The sequence below is a fragment of the Bifidobacterium pluvialisilvae genome (genome assembly GCF_019331695.1).
GTDB lineage: Bacteria > Actinomycetota > Actinomycetes > Actinomycetales > Bifidobacteriaceae > Galliscardovia > Galliscardovia pluvialisilvae.
Window position 1 is genome coordinate 1 of record NZ_JAHBBI010000001.1, and the last position, 17,155, is coordinate 17,155.

Here is a 17,155-nt window from a genome sequence, read left to right on the forward strand (position 1 = left end):
AAACAGATTTTGCGGCGGTCATGGCCCGGGGGAGACGCCCGGTCCCATTCCGAACCCGGAAGCTAAGACCCGGCACGGCGATGGTACTGCACCCGACAGGGTGTGGGAGAGTAGCACACCGCCGCAATACACACGTTACGAGGAGGCCCGATGGCACACGCCACCGGGCCTCCTCTTATATCCAGACGCGGGGACCCCCGACAGGCCACATCGCCACCGGGACTCCCCTTTTTTCATACTTGCACAACCAGCCATGGGGAAGTGGAAGACATGTAATACGAAAAAGGGGCTTGCACACGACAATGACGTGTGCAAGTCCCTTTTTCGTACTTCAGGCGTGCCTATCAGGCGAGGCCGGAGAGCTTATTGATGAGCTCCGGATCTCGCGTAGCACCCTTGTCGGCGGAGCGGGCGAAGGCGGCGTAGGCCTTGAGGGCCTGCGAGACCTTGCGGTCGCGGTGGGCCACGTAGCCGTCGCCGGCCTCGAGCTCACGACGACGCTCGGCGAGCTGCTCGTCGGTCAGCTCCACGTTCACCGTGCGGGCCTCGATGTCGATGTTGATGATGTCGCCGTTCTTGATGAGCGCCACCGGGCCCTTGTTCGCGGCCTCGGGAGCCATGTGGCCGATGGCGAGGCCCGAGGAGCCGCCGGAGTAGCGGCCGTCGGTGAGCATGGCGACCTGCTTGCCGATGCCCTTGCCCTTGACGAAGGAGGTCGGGTACAGCATCTCCTGCATGCCCGGGCCGCCCTTCGGGCCCTCGTAGCGGATCACCAGCGCCATGCCCGGCTTCAGCGTGTCGTTGAGGATGACCTCGATGGCCTGCTCCTGCGATTCGACCACCAGGGCCGGTCCGCGGAACTTCCAGATCTCCTGCGGCACGCCGGCGGTCTTCACCACGCAGCCGTCGGGGGCGAGGTTGCCGCGCAGCACGGCGAGGCCGCCCTCGTGGATTTCCGGATGGTCGATATCGTGGATGGCGCCATGCTCGCGGTCGGTGTCAAGCGTGTCGAACGTGGTCTCATGCGTCCACGGTTCGGGGGAGATGATGTGGCCCGGCGCGGCCTTGTACATCTTCTTGGCTTCCTCGGTGCAGGTGGGGCGCATGATGTCCCAGTCGTCGAGCTTGGCCTCCAGCGACGGGTAGTCGATGGAATGAACGTCCTTGTGCAGCTTGCCGGCACGGTCGAGTTCGCCGAGGATGCCGGTGATGCCGCCGGCACGATGCACGTCGGAGATCTCCCACTTGCCGGACGGGCTGGCCTTGCAGATGCAGGGCACGGTGTGCGAGATGCGTTCGATGTCGTCGAGCGTGAAGTCCACATCGGCGGACTGGGCCATCGCGAGGATGTGCAGCACCGTGTTCGTCGAACCGCCCATGGCCACGTCCATGGTCATGGCGTTCTCGAACGCGTGCTTGGTGGCGATGGAGCGCGGCAGCACGGAATCGTCGGAATCCTTGTAGTACCGGTTCGCGATCTTCACGACCTGCTGCGCGGCGCGCTTGAACAGGTCCTTGCGGTACTTGTGGGAGGCGAGGATCGTGCCGTTGCCGGGCAGTGCCAGACCGATGGCCTCGGTCAGGCAGTTCATCGAATTGGCGGTGAACATGCCGGCGCAGGAACCGCAGGTCGGGCACACGGTCTTCTCGTAGTTGAGCAGGTCCTCCTCGGAGACGTTGTCGTCGGCGGAGGCATACATCACGGAGATGAGGTCGGTGTTCTTCTTCACGGTGCCGTCGGCGAGCACCGTGGTGCCGGCCTCCATCGGGCCGCCGGAGACGAACACGGTCGGGATGTTGAGACGCAGCGCGGCCATGAGCATGCCCGGCACGACCTTGTCGCAGTTCGGGATGCAGATCAGCGCGTCGGCGCAGTGCGCGTTGCACTGGTATTCCACGGTGTCGGCGATGATGTCGCGGGAGGGCAGCGAGTACAGCATGCCCGTGTGGCCCATGGCGATGCCGTCGTCGACGGCCATGGTGTTGAACTCGCGCGGGATGCCGCCGGCCTCCTTGATGGCCTCGGAGACGATGCGCCCCACCTTGTTCAGGTGCACATGGCCCGGGAGGAACTCGTCGAAGGAATTGGCGATGGCGATGATGGGCTTCTTGCCCATGTCGTTACCGTCGACACCAGCGGCGCGGTAAAGGGCGCGAGCGCCCGCGAATACACGTCCAGTCATTAGTTTTGCAGATCGCATTTCTGTCATGGCTCCATTCAACCATCGGGCCAAGGCGTACGTTCGTGCTAGTGTCGATATATGGAAGGATTTTCACATTAGGTCTTCACAAAATGGCCGTTATGGGGTAAAATCCATTCGATTATCAAAGTACTTTCATCCAGTACAAGTTTGGAGCACCAATGACACTTGGCACCAATCCGGAGCCTCAGGGACTTGCTGATCCCCCTATCGACGATCTGATGCAGCACGCGGATTCCAAGTACGCGCTCGCCATCTTCGCCGCGAAGCGCGCCCGTCAGATCAATTCCTACTTCACCCAGCTCAACGAGGGTCTGCTGCAGAACGTCGGACCGCTGGTCGAATACCAGAACCAGGAGAAGCCGCTGTCCATCGCGTTCCGCGAGATCAACGACGGCCTGCTCGAGGAGACGCTCGGCGAGGACGACGTCAACGAGGGCAACTGATTCGACATCACGACAACCGCGACAAACGATTGACGTTCGACACATTGCTCGGCCGTGTGCATAATATCGGCGACACGCTTGCCGACCATGCGGATGTCGAGTACAACTGAACGTCAGGAGCGAACGCACTGAGGCTCGCGCCGGCCATGACCATGGCCTGGCACGAGCCTTTTTCATAGCCTACGTATATTCGTAGCCCCCAGCAGATCGATATTCCGACGGCCCCGCTCGGCTCCCACAATAGAACAACCAACCGTATCATTGTGCCTCGCAGCGTATGCGGGGCGATAAGTCCGAAAGAGGGATGATATGACCAATCAGGAGCGCAAGCTCATCTCCGCCGAATCCGTGACCGAAGGCCACCCCGACAAGGTCTGCGACCAGATCTCCGACGAAATCCTCGACGAACTGCTCAGGCAGGACCCGCAGTCCCACGTGGCCGTCGAAACGTCCGCCGCGACCGGCGTGTTCCTTGTCTTCGGCGAGGTGACGAGCGAGGGCTACGTCGACGTGCAGTCCAAGGTGCGCGAGACGCTGCGCCGCATCGGCTACACGTCCTCCGAGGTCGGCCTCGACGCCGACTCCTGCGGCGTGATCGTGGCCATCACCGGCCAGAGCGCCGAAATCAACCAGGGCGTCGCCCGCCTGACCGGCGAGAAGGAGTCCGAGGCCAGCCGCGAGGAGCGTTACGAGGCCCAGGGCGCCGGCGACCAGGGCGTCATGTTCGGCTACGCCACCGACGAGACCGACGTGCTCATGCCGCTGCCCGTCTACTTGGCGCACCGTCTCGCCTACCGTCTGACCGAGGTCCGCAAGAGCGGCGAGGTGGCGCATCTGCGTCCGGACGGCAAGACCCAGGTGACCATCGAATACGACGAGAACAACCATCCGCTGCGCGTGGATACCGTGCTCATCTCCACGCAGCACGATCCCGAGGCCACGCAGGCATGGCTGCGCGACGAACTCAAGGCCCACGTCATCGACCCCGTGCTCGACGAGGTGCTCGGCGACACGGTGAAGCATGACGACTACCGTCAGCTCGTCAACCCGACCGGCTCCTTCATCCTCGGCGGACCGGCCGCGGACGCCGGCCTGACCGGTCGCAAGATCATCGTCGACACCTACGGCGGCGCGGCCCACCACGGCGGCGGCGCGTTCAGCGGCAAGGACCCGTCGAAGGTGGACCGTTCCGCCGCGTACGCGACCCGCTGGGTGGCCAAGAACATCGTGGCGGCCGGTCTCGCGCACCGTGTCGAGGTGCAGGTGGCGTACGCCATCGGCGTGGCCGACCCCGTGTCCGTCAACGTGGAGACGTTCGGCACAGAGATCGGCGGCGTGACCCGCGAGCAACTCCAGCAGGCCGTGCGCAAGGTGTTCGACCTGCGCCCTGCCGCCATCATCGACGAACTCGACCTCAAGCGCCCCATCTACGCGAAGACCGCCGCCTATGGCCACTTCGGCCGCGTGGACGTGGAGTTCCCGTGGGAGAGGACCGACAAGGTCGACGAATTGAAGGCCGCGATCGCGGAGTGATTTGTTTGATTCGTTAAATCAGTGGCTGGTTTCTAGTAGGAAGCCAGTTACTGGTGGGAAAGCCGGCATATCGTTCTCGACACACTCAAGGCCGTTCGGCCGCCGCTCCAGTGTCTGCTCGGCACAGCCTAGCAGACACTTCCGCTAGCTTACGGTCGAGAACGATATGCCGGCTTTCGGCGTATGAGATGGCGCTGCTTACGGTCGAGAATGGTGTGCCGATTTTCTGCGTCTTCGGGGAGCGGCTGCGTCGACCTTGGTTCGGTGGGAGCGTGGATGGTAGGGTGATGGGATGAGCGGGATGCATGCGGAGCAGCTGACGCTTGACGGCCTGGCGCCGCGGCGTCGACGCAAGCGCGCGCCCGCCGAGAAGACCCCTGCGGCCCGGCATCCCATAGCGCGCGTGGTCATCGACGTGCAGGCCACGCATCTGGGACGTACCTTCGATTATCTCGTCGATGAGAAACAGTCTGACGTCGCCCAACCCGGCGTGCGCGTGCGCGTGCGATTCGGACACAAGCTGCTTGACGGGTTCATCTGGGAGCGTGCCGACTCCAGCGACACCCCGTCGTCATCCCTGCGGTTCATCGAACGCGTGGCCTCGCCGCGAATCATCCTCTCCCCGCGGATGCGCGACGACATCACCCGCATCGCCGACGCGTTCGGCGGTACGCGGGCCAACATCCTGCGCGTGGCGGTGCCGCCGCGCAGCGCCAAGGTGGACAAGGAATGGAAACCGGGCGGCAAGGCCGTGGCCGCAAGGGCCGACGAACTCGCCGTCACCCTGGACGAACCCACCGTCAAGGCGTTCTCGCGCATCGAATCAAGCTATGCCTCGGCCTCGCGGCTGAAGCAGACGCTGGACGCCCGCTCCTACGGCCATATCATCTGGGACAACCTGCCCGGCCCGCGGCTATGGGCCAAGGACCTCGCATGGGCCGTGGCCACCATGCTCATGCACGGACGCTCCGCCGTCGTAGTGCTGCCGGACATGCGGCACGTGGCCGACATGGCCCGCTCACTCGCCGCATACGGCCTGCGTCCGTTCGCGCCATCGCCGACCGGCAACGGCGTATGGGGCGGCGACGTGGCCACCCTGGGCGCATCCATGGCGCCGGAACTGCGCTACCGCTCCTATATGGCCGTGGCCGAAGGCGCCGTGCGATGCGTCATCGGCGTGCGTGCGGCCATGTATGCGCCGGTCGAGGGCCCCGCCCTGTTCGCCATCGTCGACGACGTGGCATACCAGAACGCCGACGGGCTCATGCCCTACGCGCAGGCCCGCGACGTGCTGCGGCTGCGCGCCAAGGCCCACGGGGGAGTGTTCCTCGCCGCCGGGCACGCCAGAAGTCCCATAAGCCAATGGGAGACGACCCATGATTCGCACGTGGTGGACGTGCATGCGCTGCCGGCCGCGGCCAGGGACCTGACCCCGTGGGGCCGATGGCTCAACCATGAGGAGCTGGCGCGGCTGGCGGACCCGGCCATAGGGGCGCGGGTGCCGCACACCGCCGTCACCGCCATGCAGCGGGCGCTCAACAAGGGCCCTGTGCTGCTGTCCGTGCCGCATCGGGGCGCGGGGACCGTGCTGGCGTGCGCGCACTGCCATGCACGCGCACGATGCCTCAAATGCACCGGGCCGCTACGGCAGATGCCCGCCGCGGCGCCGCAATGCGCCTGGTGCGGGGCCGCGGCCGTGGACTGGCATTGCAGGTCCTGTTCCTGCCCCCGCATGCGTGGCGTGCGCGTGAGCGCCGAAGGCACCATGCGCGAGCTTCAGGGGCTGGTGCGTGGCGTGCCCATCATGATTTCCACGCCGAACCAGCCCCGGGGCATCATCGAGGACGTCGTGGACAAGCCCCAGCTGGTGATCGCCACACCCGGCGCCGAACCGCGCGTGGCACCCGCATCCGGGACGGCCGGCACGGCCGGATACCGGGCCGTGGTCATCCTCGACGCATGGACCAGCCTGTATGCGCCCGGACTCGACGCCCGCGTCGACGCGCTCACCGCATGGATGCGGGCGGCGGCGCTCTGCGTGCCCCGCACCCAAGGAGGCCAGGTGCTGCTCATAGGGGAGTCCGACCCCTCACTGGCACAGTCGCTCGTCATGTGGGACCCGCGCATCCTCGCCGCCAAGGAGGTCGAGGAACGCGCCGCGACCGTGTTCCCGCCCAGCGTCGCCGCCGCCGCGGTCTGGGGCGAACGCGCCGCCGTCATGACCCTGCTCGACCGCATCGGCGCATTGGACGGCGACCTGAGCGTCGTGCGGGCCGGAGGCGTCGATTGGCCCTCCGTGCTCGGCCCCGTGCCCATCGCCCCGGAACGGCGCATGGGCCGTCAACTGGAGGAGACCTCGGACCGGGTGCGTGCGCTCGTGCGCGTGCCGAGGGACCGTGCGGACGGGCTCGCCGACCGGCTGCGCACCGCCGTGGCCCGACATGTGGCCTCGCGGTCCCACGGCGAGCTGCGGTTCGCCGTCGATCCCAAGGACGTCATCTAGGCGTGTCCGGACATCGTCCTTGTGCCGTGTTTCGATGGATTGTGAATCGCAGGCTCATCAGAAAGGACTCATGATGAAGGGCTGGCCAGGAGAGCCGAACATGGAATACGACGTGCTCGTCGGCGAGGGGGCCGCGGCCGCGGCCATGGGCAAACCGATCGAGAACGTGATCTTCGACTTCGGCAACGTGCTGATCTATTGGAACCCCGAAGCGGCGATGCTGCCTCGGTACAGCCAGCACACCATCGACGAGTTCCTCGACAACGACATCTCCGGATTCTACGACGCCAACGACATGATGGACGGCGGCGCCACCATGGAGGAGGGCATCGCATGGATGCGTCGCACCCATGGCGACAAATGGGCCGACATGCTGACGTACTATCTCGCCAACTTCCGCGACTCCCTCACCGGCATCGTGCCGGGGGCGCGCGTGCTGCTCAACGACCTGAAGGCCGCCGGCATCGGCGTATGGGGACTGTCGAACTGGGCCGCGGAACTGTTCCACGTCGCCGAGGAGCAATGCGACATCCTGCCGATGCTCGACGGCAGGCTGGTCTCCGGATTCGTCCACCTGCGCAAGCCCCACAAGGACATCTACGAGCGTGCGCTGCAGGAGTTCGGCATCGATGCGCAGGGCAGCGTGTTCGTCGACGACAAGGCCATGAACATCGTCGGGGCCAACGAGGCCGGCATCCGTGGCGTACGGTTCTCCGACCCGCAGAAGCTGCGCGCGCTGCTCATCGCCGAAGGCGTCGGCATCCCCGGCGTGCAGTAACCGCCGGAGCCTTTCGCAAGGCCACCGGAATCCCGCTGCATGTCATCACCACATGTCATCAAACGGAAAGGAACCGTGATTGAGAATTCTGTTCTGTGGCACGCCTGACGTGGCCGTGCCGTCGCTCAAGGCGCTCGCCGAAGCCGAAGGCATTGACGTGGCCTGTGTGCTGACCCGCCCCGACGCGCCGAAGGGCCGTGGACGTCGGCTGATGCCCAGCCCCGTCAAGCAGGCGGCGAACGAGCTCGGCATCCCCGTCATCGACGGCAACCCCCGTGACCCGGGCTTCGTCGACGAACTGGCCCGATGGGACGTCGAGGCCGCGGCCGTCGTGGCCTACGGGCGCATCCTGCCGCAGTCGGCGCTCGACGCCCTGCCCAGGGGCTGGTACAACCTGCACTTCTCGCTGCTTCCCCAATGGCGCGGCGCCGCGCCGGCTCAGCGCGCGGTCTGGTCCGGGCAGCCGGCCACCGGATCCACCGTGTTCCGCATCACCCTCGGCATGGACGAAGGCCCCATACTCATGCAGAACCATATCGAGATCGGTGGGCGCGAAACCTCCGGCGAGCTTCTGGACGCCATGGCGGTCAGCGGCGCCCCGCTGCTGGTCCGCGCCATGCAGGCGGTGGCCGACGGCACCGCGACCGAGACCGAACAGCCGTCGCAGGGCGTGACCCTGGCGGACAAGATCCGCAGCGAGGACGCCCACGTGTCATTCGACGCACCGGTCGCCGACATCGACCGCCAGATCCGCGCATGCACCCCCGAGCCCGGGGCATGGTGCGCGTTCCGTCCGGGAGCCGACGCTGAACCCATCACCCTGCACATCCTGTCCGCCATCCCCGCGGACACCGCCCGCCCCAACGTGCCCACGGATCTTGCCGCCGGAGCGGTCCGGGCCGGCAAACGCAACGTGTGGGTCGGCGCCGCCGACGGCCCCCTGGAACTGCTGGAGGTCAAGGCGCAGGGCAAGAAGGCCATGAAGGCGGCCGATTGGGCCCGCGGGGCACGACTGGAAGCGGGGGCGCGCTGTGACTGATGGCGGTCGAACCGTCTCGCAGCCGCGGGGCGATCATGATTCCCGACGTCCGGGCGGCCACCGCGGAGGCGCGTCCCGCCGGCCGGGCAACAAGCCGACCGGCGATCCCAGACTGGTCGCCTACGACGTGACCGCGCGCGTCAGCGCCACCGACAGCTTCAGCAACCTGCTGCTGCCCAAGGCGCTTGCCGCCGCCGGCATGGATTCGCGCGGCAACGCGTTCGCCACGCAGATCGTCTACGGCACGCAGCGGTGGCGCGGACTGCTCGATGCCGTCATCGAGGCCGCGGCCAAACGTCCCGTGACCGCCATCGACGCCCGCAGCCTCGATGTGCTGCGCGTCGGCGCCTACCAGGCGCTGTTCATGAACGTCGCCGACCATGCCGCTGTTTCGCAGACCGTGGACCTGGCCAGAAGACGCGCGGGCTCGAGGTCCGCCGGATTCGTCAACGCGGTCATGCGCCGCATCGTGGCCCGCGGCCTCAAGGAATGGCAGTCCGTGGTGGTCTCCCGCATCGGCAAGGACCAGCCGGCGCGGCGTCTCGCCGTACGCTATTCGCACCCGCAGTGGATAGTCGAGGAGCTGACCCACGCGTGGCGGGCCGCCGGATACGCCGGCGCCGGGGAACCCGGCGACGCCGCCGTCGAGGCCATGCTCGCCGCCGACAACGACGAACCCGATGTCACGCTGGTGGCACGCCCCGGACTCGTCGACAGGGATGAACTCATCGCCCAGCTGCCGAAATCGGCACGATATGAGAACGGCCGCTGGAGCCCCTATGCGATTCGTGTGCACGGCGTGAACCCCGAACGCGTGGACGCCGTACGCCAGGCCAAGGCCGGCGTCGAGGACGAAGGCAGCCAGCTCGCCGCCCTCGCTTTGGCCGACGCCCCGATGGCGATCGGCGACGATTCGGCGAACGGGGAGGCATGGCTCGACATGTGCGCGGGGCCCGGCGGCAAGACCGCGCTGCTCGCCGCCCTGGCCGCCGTCCGTGGCGCCACGCTCACCGCCAACGAACCCAGCCACCATCGCGCCGAACTCGTGCGGGACAACACCAAGGCCCTGCCGGATGACGTCATGCTCGACGTGCTGGAGGAGGACGGCCGCGCCATCGGCCCGGCGCATCCCGGCCGTTTCGACCGCATCCTCGTGGACGCGCCCTGTTCGGGCCTCGGCTCGCTGCGACGCCGTCCCGAAGCCCGATGGAGGAAAAAGCCGGAGGACCTGACCGAGCTCGCCGGCATCCAGCGGGGACTGCTGGAATCCGCGATGCAGGCGGTGCGCGTGGGCGGCGTCATCGCCTACGTGACCTGCTCGCCAGCGCTCGCCGAAACGCGCGACATCGTCGATGCCGTTCTCGACGGACGCGACGACGCCGAACGATTGGACGCCGCGGCGGTGCTGCGCGGCGTCAGCCCGGACATGCCGTTGCCGGAACATGGCGGCGACGTGCAGCTGTTCGAGCATCTGCACGGCACGGATCAGATGTTCATCAGCCTGATCAGGCGGACGAAATAGCGGGAGTCCGTGAAGGGGAGCCACCCTCAGTCATGCGTTCCGCGTGACAGCTCCCGCCAGCGGGAGCGGGGAAGGCCGAGCCGCTTGGACGGGTGACGTCCTCCCCTCAGTCGTCTTACGACGACAGCTCCCCTCCAGAGGGGAGCCAATGGGATGGTGCACTCAGCTTTCGATGAACCTGTCGATCTGCTTCTGGCTGCCGAGGATGATGATCTCGCCGTTGTGCTTCATCACGATGTCGTTGGATCCGTACTGGAACTCCTCACCGGGGTTCTTCACGCCGATGACGCTGACCCCGTACCGGCCGTGCACATCCGCCTCGGCGATGGTCTGGCCGCATACGGCGTACGGGGTGAGCACCTTCACCACGGAATACGGTCCTTCGATCTCGATGTAGTCGAGATAACGGCTGGCGAGCAGGTGGCCGACGCGCTTGCCGCCGTCGGTCTCCGGACGGAACACGTGACTGGCGCCGATGCGTTGCAGGATGCGCGTATGCTGGCGCGAGATGGACTTCGCCCACACGTCGGGGATGCCGGCGTCGAGCAGGTTGCCGGTCGTGAGGATCGACGCCTCGACGCTGTCGCCGATGGCGACCAGCGCAGCGTCGAAGTTCGAGGCGTTGATCTGCTCCACGGCCAACGGGTCGGTGAGGTCGGCCTCCATCACCGGCACCTTGCCCGACCATCGTGCGATGATCGCCGGATCGCGGTCGACGCCGAGCACGTCCTCGCCCAGTTCGCCGAGCGTGCGCGCGGCCGCCGTGCCGAAACGTCCCAGTCCGACGACCAGGATCGACCGGTTCTCGATATGCGTGGAGCCCATCTGGCTGTTCCTCCTGCCAAGCATGTCCTGCAACAACGAAATCATAGCTGTGTTCCCCGTCGGTTGTTCCTCGAAATCATCCGTTCGCCCGTCCCTTCGGCGTCATCCCACGATGATGCTTTCGGCCGGATAGCGCACCGCCTGCGGCGGCTGCGGCTTGGAGATGGCGTAGGCCACGGTCATCGGTCCGAGACGGCCCACGAACATGAGTATGGCAAGCACGTACAGCGTCCCCGGGTTCGACGTGTCGGCGACGCCCAGCGTGTATCCGCCCAATCCGAACGCCGAGCAGCATTCGAACAGGATGTCGGTGAGCGAACGCTGCGTGATCGTCAGCAGGATCAGCGAGGCCACGTAGATGAGTGCACCGCAGGTGGCGGTGATGGCGATCGCCATGATCACGGTCTGCGTGTGCAGGCGCTTGCCGAACACGGCGTCGTCCTTGCGACGCATGAACGACGCCCTGCAGACCAGGATCAGCGTGGCGAACGTGGTGACGCGGATGCCACCGGCCGTCGACGCCGAGCCGCCGCCGATGAACATGATCATCGACATGAACAGCTTCGTCTGCTCGGTGACATGCGGCATCCACGAGATGTCGAATCCCGCCGACCGGGGCATGACCGCCGCGACCAGCGCATGCCAGAGCTTCGATGAGATGTCGGCGTTCCAGAAAAGCGTGCGGTTGTTCCACTCGACCAGCAGGAACCAGACCAGCGAGGCGGTGACCAGACCGAGCGTCGTCGTCACGGTGAGCTTCGTATGCAGGTTCCAGTGGCGCGGGCCGTCATGGCGGCGTGCGGTCTTCACGATGTTGAGAATCACGGGGAAGCCGAGCGTGCCGACGAAGGCGCTGAGCAGTATCGGCAGGCCGACACCCCAGCTGTTCACGTACAGTCCGGCGGAATCCGGTGTGAACCCGGCGTTGTTGTACGACGCGACCGCGAAGAACACCGCCTCCCACAGGGAATGGACGGCATGCCCCTCGTTCAGCCTGAGCAGCGCCGGCAGCAGCATGAAGAACGCGATGGCCTCCACGCTGAACGTGCATACGAGCACCACGGTGATCACCGACTGCACCTCGCTGAGCTTGGAAGCGCCCAGCTCGTCCGCGGCGAGCAGCTTCTGCGAGACGCGGATGCGGCGGCTGATGGTCATGGTGATCAGCGACGCGAACGTCATCACGCCCAGACCGCCCATCTGTATGGAGACCAGAATCACGGCCTGGCCGAAATACGTCCAGAATCCGGCCGTGTTGACGATGGCGATGCCGCATGTGGACAGGGCCGACACCGCGGTGAAGAACGCCGTGTTGAAATCCGTGACCGTATGGGTGCGCGACGACACCGGCAGCATCAGGAGCATGGTCGACAGACCGATGAGCACCAGGAAATAGGCGATGGAAAGACGTCCCGGATGGGCGACCAGCCGTTCCAGCCACGTCCCGCGGACGCCTGCCGGACGATTGCGGAGAGCCTTTCCGATGCCATGGAACGGCCGAAATCTGCGATGCACCACTACGAAACGCTAACTCGGAATCCCGACAACGGGGCAATGCCATCCATACATAGGGGTCAGGCGGCCGGGGCGGCGTCGATGATGTCGAACGCCTTCATCAGGTCACGGTCATCGATGGCGTAGGGGGCGGCGTCACGCGTCTTCGGCTTCGCACAGAACGCGATGCCGATGCCGGCCGCCTGGATCATGGGAATGTCATTGGCGCCGTCACCGATGGCCACGGTCGCCGTCATCGGAATGCCCATCTGCGCGGCCCAGCGCCGCAGCGATGCCAGTTTGGTCTCCTTGGTGACGATGTCGCCGCGCAGGCCGCCGGTCAACATGCCGTCGACGATCTCCAGACCGTTCGCCGTGCAGAAGTCGATGCCGGCGTCGTCCGCCAGACGGTCGGCGATCTCGTGGAATCCGCCGGAGACCACGCCCACCTTCCAGCCGCGTCCGTGCGCGGTGCGCACCAGTTCGGCGGCGCCGTTGGTGAGATGACAGCGATGGTAGACCGTGTCCAGCACCGTGGCGGGCATGCCCTTGAGCAGGGCCACGCGTTCACGCAGCGCCGCCTTGAAGTCCAGTTCGCCGCGCATGGCGCGTTCGGTGATGGCAGCCACGCGTTCGCCGATGCCGGCCTCCTCGCCGAGCATGTCGATGACCTCCTCGTCGATGAGCGTGGAATCCACGTCCATGACGATAAGACGGACTGCGTTATCGGCGTCGGAACGGTCCGCCGCCGGAGAAGTGGTAAGGGAAGTAAATGCGCGCATTCTTCTTATTCTCGGTCCGTATGGGGACAAAACCACGGATGGATGGGGAGATCCCGTGCAAGGCTGGGAAAGATTCCCCCGGAATCGACGTCCGACGTCGTCGACGATGGTTCAATCGTCAACCATGACGTTTACGAACACCATCATGTCGGCCGCGTCGGCCGCCGTCTGCCCATCCACGCAGCCCGGCCTCATCGGTGCCATGACCGATTGGCTGGTGGGACTCATGGGCGCATTGGGGGGCATCGGCGTGGGAACGGCCATAGCGCTGGAATCCGTGTTTCCCCCGATTCCCAGCGAGATCATCCTCCCCCTGGCCGGATTCACCGCATCCACGGGCAGGCTCTCCCTGGTCGAGGCGATCATCTGGGCGACGATAGGGTCGCTCGTCGGCGCATGGACGCTTTACGGGGCATCACGGTGCATCGGCCTCGACCGGCTGATGGCCATCGCGGACCGCATCCCCGGGGTGAGCCGCGAGGACCTCGCCAAGGCCGACCGGTGGTTCGCGCGATTCGGCGCCTGGTCCGTGCTCATCGGCCGAGTGATTCCCGTGGTGCGTTCGCTCATCTCCATTCCCGCGGGATTCAACGCCATGAACTTCGGCCGGTTCACCGGCTGGACGCTGCTCGGTTCGGCGGTGTGGAACACCATACTGATCGGGGCCGGCTACGCGCTGGGGGAGAACTGGTGCTCGATGCTCGGCGTGCTCGGCGCGTTCGAGGACGCGGTCATCGCCGTCGTGGTCCTCGTGATCGTGGCGTTGCTGGCCCGTTGGGTGCATAATCTGATAGGAACCCGAAAAGGCGGCGATAATGACTGATGAAGCATCGAAGGCCGGCGGCGAACCGCCGGAGGGGCAGTGGAGGCGTCGCTGCGAACAGCTGAGCGAACACGCCGACGTGCTGCAGGCGAAGAACCACGCGCTCGCACAGGCGCTCAACCGCGCCGGCAGGGAGCTGCGGCAGGCGAAGTCGCAACTGGTGAACCTCGCGCAGCCTCCGGAGAACTTCGCCGTGTTCGTCCGCGTGGACTCCAGCCATGTGGACGACGACGGCGTGCGCCATGCCGCGGCCGAGGTGGTCATGGGGTCGCGCCGCATGGTGGTGCCGGTCTCGGACCTGGTGAACGTGGACCGCCTCTCATGCGGGCAGACGGTCCTGCTCAACGAGAACATGGTGATCGTGGCCACGCGGGACCTTCCGCTCGGCGGCACCGTGCGCCAGGTGGAGGAGACGCTGCCCGGGGGACGCCTGATGGTAGTGGACCAGAGCGGGCGCATCGACGTGGCGATTCGTTCGGGCGCGCTGGCGAACACGGAATTCGACCATGGCGACCGCGTGCTGCTCGACGCCTCCGGCACCATAGCGCTGGAGACGCTGCCTCGGCAGGACGAGGGCGACCTGGTGCTGGAGGAGGTGCCGGACGTCTCCTTCGACGACATCGGCGGCCTCGACGCGCAGATCGATCAGATCCGCGACGCCGTCGAACTGCCGTTCCTGCACCGCGACCTGTTCGAACGCTACGACCTGACCCCGCCCCGCGGCGTGCTGCTCTACGGCCCTCCGGGCAACGGCAAGACGCTGATCGCCAAGGCCGTGGCGAATTCCCTGGCCAAGGGCAGCGGCGACGAATCCGGCGTTTTCCTTTCGGTCAAGGGGCCGGAGATTCTCAGCAAGTTCGTCGGCGAGTCCGAGCGCATCATCCGCTCCATCTTCGACCGGGCGCGCCGCCGCGCCGCGGACGGCAGCCCCGTCATCGTGTTCATCGACGAGATGGACTCCCTGCTGCGCACCCGCGGTTCGGGGGTCTCCTCCGACGTGGAGACCACGATCGTGCCGCAGTTCCTCTCCGAACTCGACGGCATCGAGACGCTGCGCAACGTCATGGTCATCGGGGCCTCGAACCGCATCGACATGATCGACCCCGCCGTGCTGCGGCCCGGACGGCTCGACGTGAAGATTCGCATCGACCGGCCGGGCAGGAGCCAGGCCGCATCCATCCTGCGGCATTACCTGACCGACGACCTGCCGCTCGCCGACGGCGCGACCGCCGACGACCTCGTCGCCGTGACGGCCGGCGACATCTTCCGACGCGACGCCAGCCGCCACGTCTGCGACATCGCCGACGAATCCGGCCAATGGACCAGCGTGTACTTCGCCGACCTCATCTCCGGCGCGATGCTGAAGAACATCGTGGACCGGGCCAAGACCGCCGCGGTCAAGGCGTCCATCACCCAGGGGCGCGAGGCCCGCCTCGACGCCGCGTCGCTGGGTGCGGCCATCGGCGAGGAGTACCGTGAATGCGTGGACTCCATCAGCGGGGTCAACCCGCGGCAGTGGGTCACGCTCAACGGCATCGACGTCAACCGCGCCACCGCCGTGGTGCCGGCAACCGACCAAGCGAGGAGAATATGAGCGTTCTGAGGCCGATGGGCACCGAAACCGAATACGCCGTCACGGACGAGGGGAGCGCACGCGCCAACCCCGTGCAGCTGTCGTTCGACGTCGTCGACGGCGCGGCCGACGAGACGACGCGCCACATCCGATGGGACTACCGGCCCGAGGACCCGGTCAACGACGCGCGCGGCTACCGTCTCGAAAGGGCCGCCGCCCGGCCGGAGATGCTCACCGACGCCCCGCAGCTGCGCGTGACCAACACCATCGCCCCCAACGGGGGACGCATCTACGTGGACCACGCCCATCCCGAGTACTCCGCGCCCGAGACGCTCGACCCGTTCGAGGCCCTGCGCTACGACCGCGCCGGCGACCTGCTCATGGCCGAGGCCGCACGCCGGGCGAACGGGCGCACGGGCCGGCGCATCGCCCTGTTCCGCAACAACGTGGACGGCAAGGGCGCCAGCTGGGGATCGCATGAAAGCTACCAGATATCACGCGCCGTGCCGTTCGACACCCTCGCCGCGCTCATGACCGCGCACTTCGTCACCCGGCAGCTCTACTGCGGCAGCGGACGCGTGGGCATCGGAGAACGCAGCGAGGAGCCTGGATTCCAGCTCAGCCAGCGCGCCGACTACATGCATGCGCGCATCGGGCTGCAGACCACGTTCGAACGTCCCATCGTCAACACGAGGGACGAATCGCACAGCACCGACGCATACCGACGTCTGCATGTGATCGTCGGCGACGCGAACCGCATGGACGTGCCGGAGGCGCTGCGTCTCGGCACCACCAGCATGGTCGCATGGCTGGCCGAGAACGCGGACGACGCCGGATACGACCTGCGCGCCCTGCTGGGAAGGATCGGCCTCGACGACCCGGTGGACGCCATCCACACGGTGTCCCACGACCTCGGTCTGCGCACGCCGCTGGCCGCGGCCGCGGGGGGAAGCATCACCGCATGGCAGATCCAGGTGCTGCTGCGGTCCGCGGTCTACGAGGTGGCGGCCGCCATCCACGGCACCGACATCGACGGGGAGCCGTTGTGGCCGGACGAGCCGACGAAGCGCATCATGGCCATGTGGGGCGAGGCCCTGCGCGACGTCATGCAGGTCGCCCACGCCGACGGCGAGGAGCGGCTCGGCATGTCCGGTGCCGCCGGCCGGCTGGAATGGCTGCTCAAATGGCAGCTGATGGAGCGTCTGCGCCGCCGGCGCGGCACAGGCTGGGACGACGCGCGCATCCGTGCCATGGACATCGCGTGGGCGGCCCTCGACGAAAGACGCTCGGTGTTCACGGCGGTCGAGCCCCACGCCGCCACGCTGGTGCCGCGGGACGCACTGCTGTCGGCACGCACCGAGGCGCCGGCCTCGACCCGCGCATGGTTCCGCGCATGGCTGATCGGCCGGTTCCCCGCCGACGTCGTGGCCGCGTCGTGGAAGAGCATGACCGTGCGGGCCTCGGACGGCACCCTGCACGACATCGCCATCGACGACCCGCGGGCGCACACGGCCGCCGATCTGCGCCGCAGGCTCGACCGGACCACGAATGTGGACGAGCTGCTGGCCATGCTGGACCGGACGCCGGCCGACGAGTCCGGCGAAAGCGACGACAACGAATAACCATGAACGAAGGA

At 66.7% G+C, this 17,155-nt stretch carries 13 protein-coding genes, 1 rRNA gene and 1 riboswitch; of the genes, 10 read left to right on the forward strand and 4 right to left on the reverse strand.

Features of this window, described 5'->3' with window-relative positions; all coding sequences use genetic code 11:
* Window positions 1-10: 10 nt before the first annotated feature.
* Window positions 11-127 (forward strand): 5S ribosomal RNA (gene rrf, locus KIH77_RS00005).
* Window positions 128-344: 217 nt separating this feature from the next.
* On the opposite strand, the gene ilvD is transcribed toward rrf, so the two are convergent.
* Window positions 345-2,210 (reverse strand): dihydroxy-acid dehydratase, encoded by a 1,866-nt coding sequence (gene ilvD, locus KIH77_RS00010; RefSeq protein ID WP_219098937.1) that lies wholly within the window; start codon window positions 2,208-2,210, stop codon window positions 345-347.
* Between the two features lie 152 nt (window positions 2,211-2,362).
* On the opposite strand from ilvD, the gene rpoZ reads away from it, so the two are divergent.
* The 6 genes from rpoZ (at window position 2,363) to KIH77_RS00040 (ending at window position 10,022) form a co-directional block, all read left to right on the forward strand.
* The gene (gene rpoZ, locus KIH77_RS00015) at window positions 2,363-2,647 is read left to right on the forward strand and encodes a DNA-directed RNA polymerase subunit omega (RefSeq protein WP_219098939.1); all 285 of its coding nucleotides are present in this window, start codon (window positions 2,363-2,365) and stop codon (window positions 2,645-2,647) included.
* A gap of 254 nt (window positions 2,648-2,901) precedes the next feature.
* A riboswitch (SAM riboswitch) is annotated at window positions 2,902-2,961 on the forward strand.
* Window positions 2,957-4,180, forward strand: a complete 1,224-nt coding sequence (gene metK, locus KIH77_RS00020) for a methionine adenosyltransferase (RefSeq protein ID WP_219098940.1) — start codon at window positions 2,957-2,959, stop codon at window positions 4,178-4,180. (Overlaps the previous riboswitch by 5 nt.)
* Before the next feature lie 292 nt (window positions 4,181-4,472).
* Window positions 4,473-6,683, forward strand: coding sequence for a primosomal protein N' (locus KIH77_RS00025; RefSeq protein WP_219098942.1), 2,211 nt, complete (start codon window positions 4,473-4,475; stop codon window positions 6,681-6,683).
* A 73-nt stretch (window positions 6,684-6,756) separates the two neighbouring features.
* On the forward strand, window positions 6,757-7,461 hold the full coding sequence (locus tag KIH77_RS00030) for an HAD family hydrolase (RefSeq protein ID WP_219098944.1): 705 nt from the start codon (window positions 6,757-6,759) through the stop codon (window positions 7,459-7,461).
* Between the two features lie 79 nt (window positions 7,462-7,540).
* Window positions 7,541-8,500: a methionyl-tRNA formyltransferase gene (gene fmt / locus KIH77_RS00035; RefSeq protein WP_219098946.1), complete on the forward strand. Its 960-nt coding sequence runs from the start codon at window positions 7,541-7,543 to the stop codon at window positions 8,498-8,500.
* The gene (locus tag KIH77_RS00040) at window positions 8,493-10,022 is read left to right on the forward strand and encodes an RsmB/NOP family class I SAM-dependent RNA methyltransferase (RefSeq protein ID WP_219098948.1); all 1,530 of its coding nucleotides are present in this window, start codon (window positions 8,493-8,495) and stop codon (window positions 10,020-10,022) included. Before fmt ends, KIH77_RS00040 begins: the two co-directional genes overlap by 8 nt.
* A gap of 162 nt (window positions 10,023-10,184) precedes the next feature.
* Here KIH77_RS00040 and KIH77_RS00045 read toward each other — a convergent pair whose 3' ends face one another.
* From KIH77_RS00045 to serB, 3 genes are all read right to left on the reverse strand, one after another.
* A complete protein-coding gene (locus KIH77_RS00045; RefSeq protein ID WP_372445339.1) occupies window positions 10,185-10,871 on the reverse strand; it encodes a potassium channel family protein in 687 nt (228 codons plus the stop codon).
* Window positions 10,872-10,949: 78 nt separating this feature from the next.
* Window positions 10,950-12,332, reverse strand: a complete 1,383-nt coding sequence (locus KIH77_RS00050; RefSeq protein ID WP_443623249.1) for a potassium transporter TrkG — start codon at window positions 12,330-12,332, stop codon at window positions 10,950-10,952.
* An 89-nt stretch (window positions 12,333-12,421) separates the two neighbouring features.
* On the reverse strand, window positions 12,422-13,045 hold the full coding sequence (gene serB / locus KIH77_RS00055) for a phosphoserine phosphatase SerB (RefSeq protein WP_236024368.1): 624 nt from the start codon (window positions 13,043-13,045) through the stop codon (window positions 12,422-12,424).
* Between the two features lie 202 nt (window positions 13,046-13,247).
* On the opposite strand from serB, the gene KIH77_RS00060 reads away from it, so the two are divergent.
* Genes KIH77_RS00060 through dop form a run of 3 tightly spaced genes read left to right on the forward strand, consistent with a single transcriptional unit; the run spans window position 13,248 to window position 17,141 of the window.
* On the forward strand, window positions 13,248-13,946 hold the full coding sequence (locus tag KIH77_RS00060) for a DedA family protein (RefSeq protein WP_219098954.1): 699 nt from the start codon (window positions 13,248-13,250) through the stop codon (window positions 13,944-13,946).
* On the forward strand, window positions 13,939-15,540 hold the full coding sequence (gene arc, locus KIH77_RS00065) for a proteasome ATPase (protein ID WP_219098956.1): 1,602 nt from the start codon (window positions 13,939-13,941) through the stop codon (window positions 15,538-15,540). Before KIH77_RS00060 ends, arc begins: the two co-directional genes overlap by 8 nt.
* A complete protein-coding gene (dop, locus tag KIH77_RS00070; RefSeq protein ID WP_219098958.1) occupies window positions 15,537-17,141 on the forward strand; it encodes a depupylase/deamidase Dop in 1,605 nt (534 codons plus the stop codon). The genes arc and dop overlap by 4 nt, the downstream gene beginning before the upstream one ends.
* Window positions 17,142-17,155: the final 14 nt, after the last annotated feature.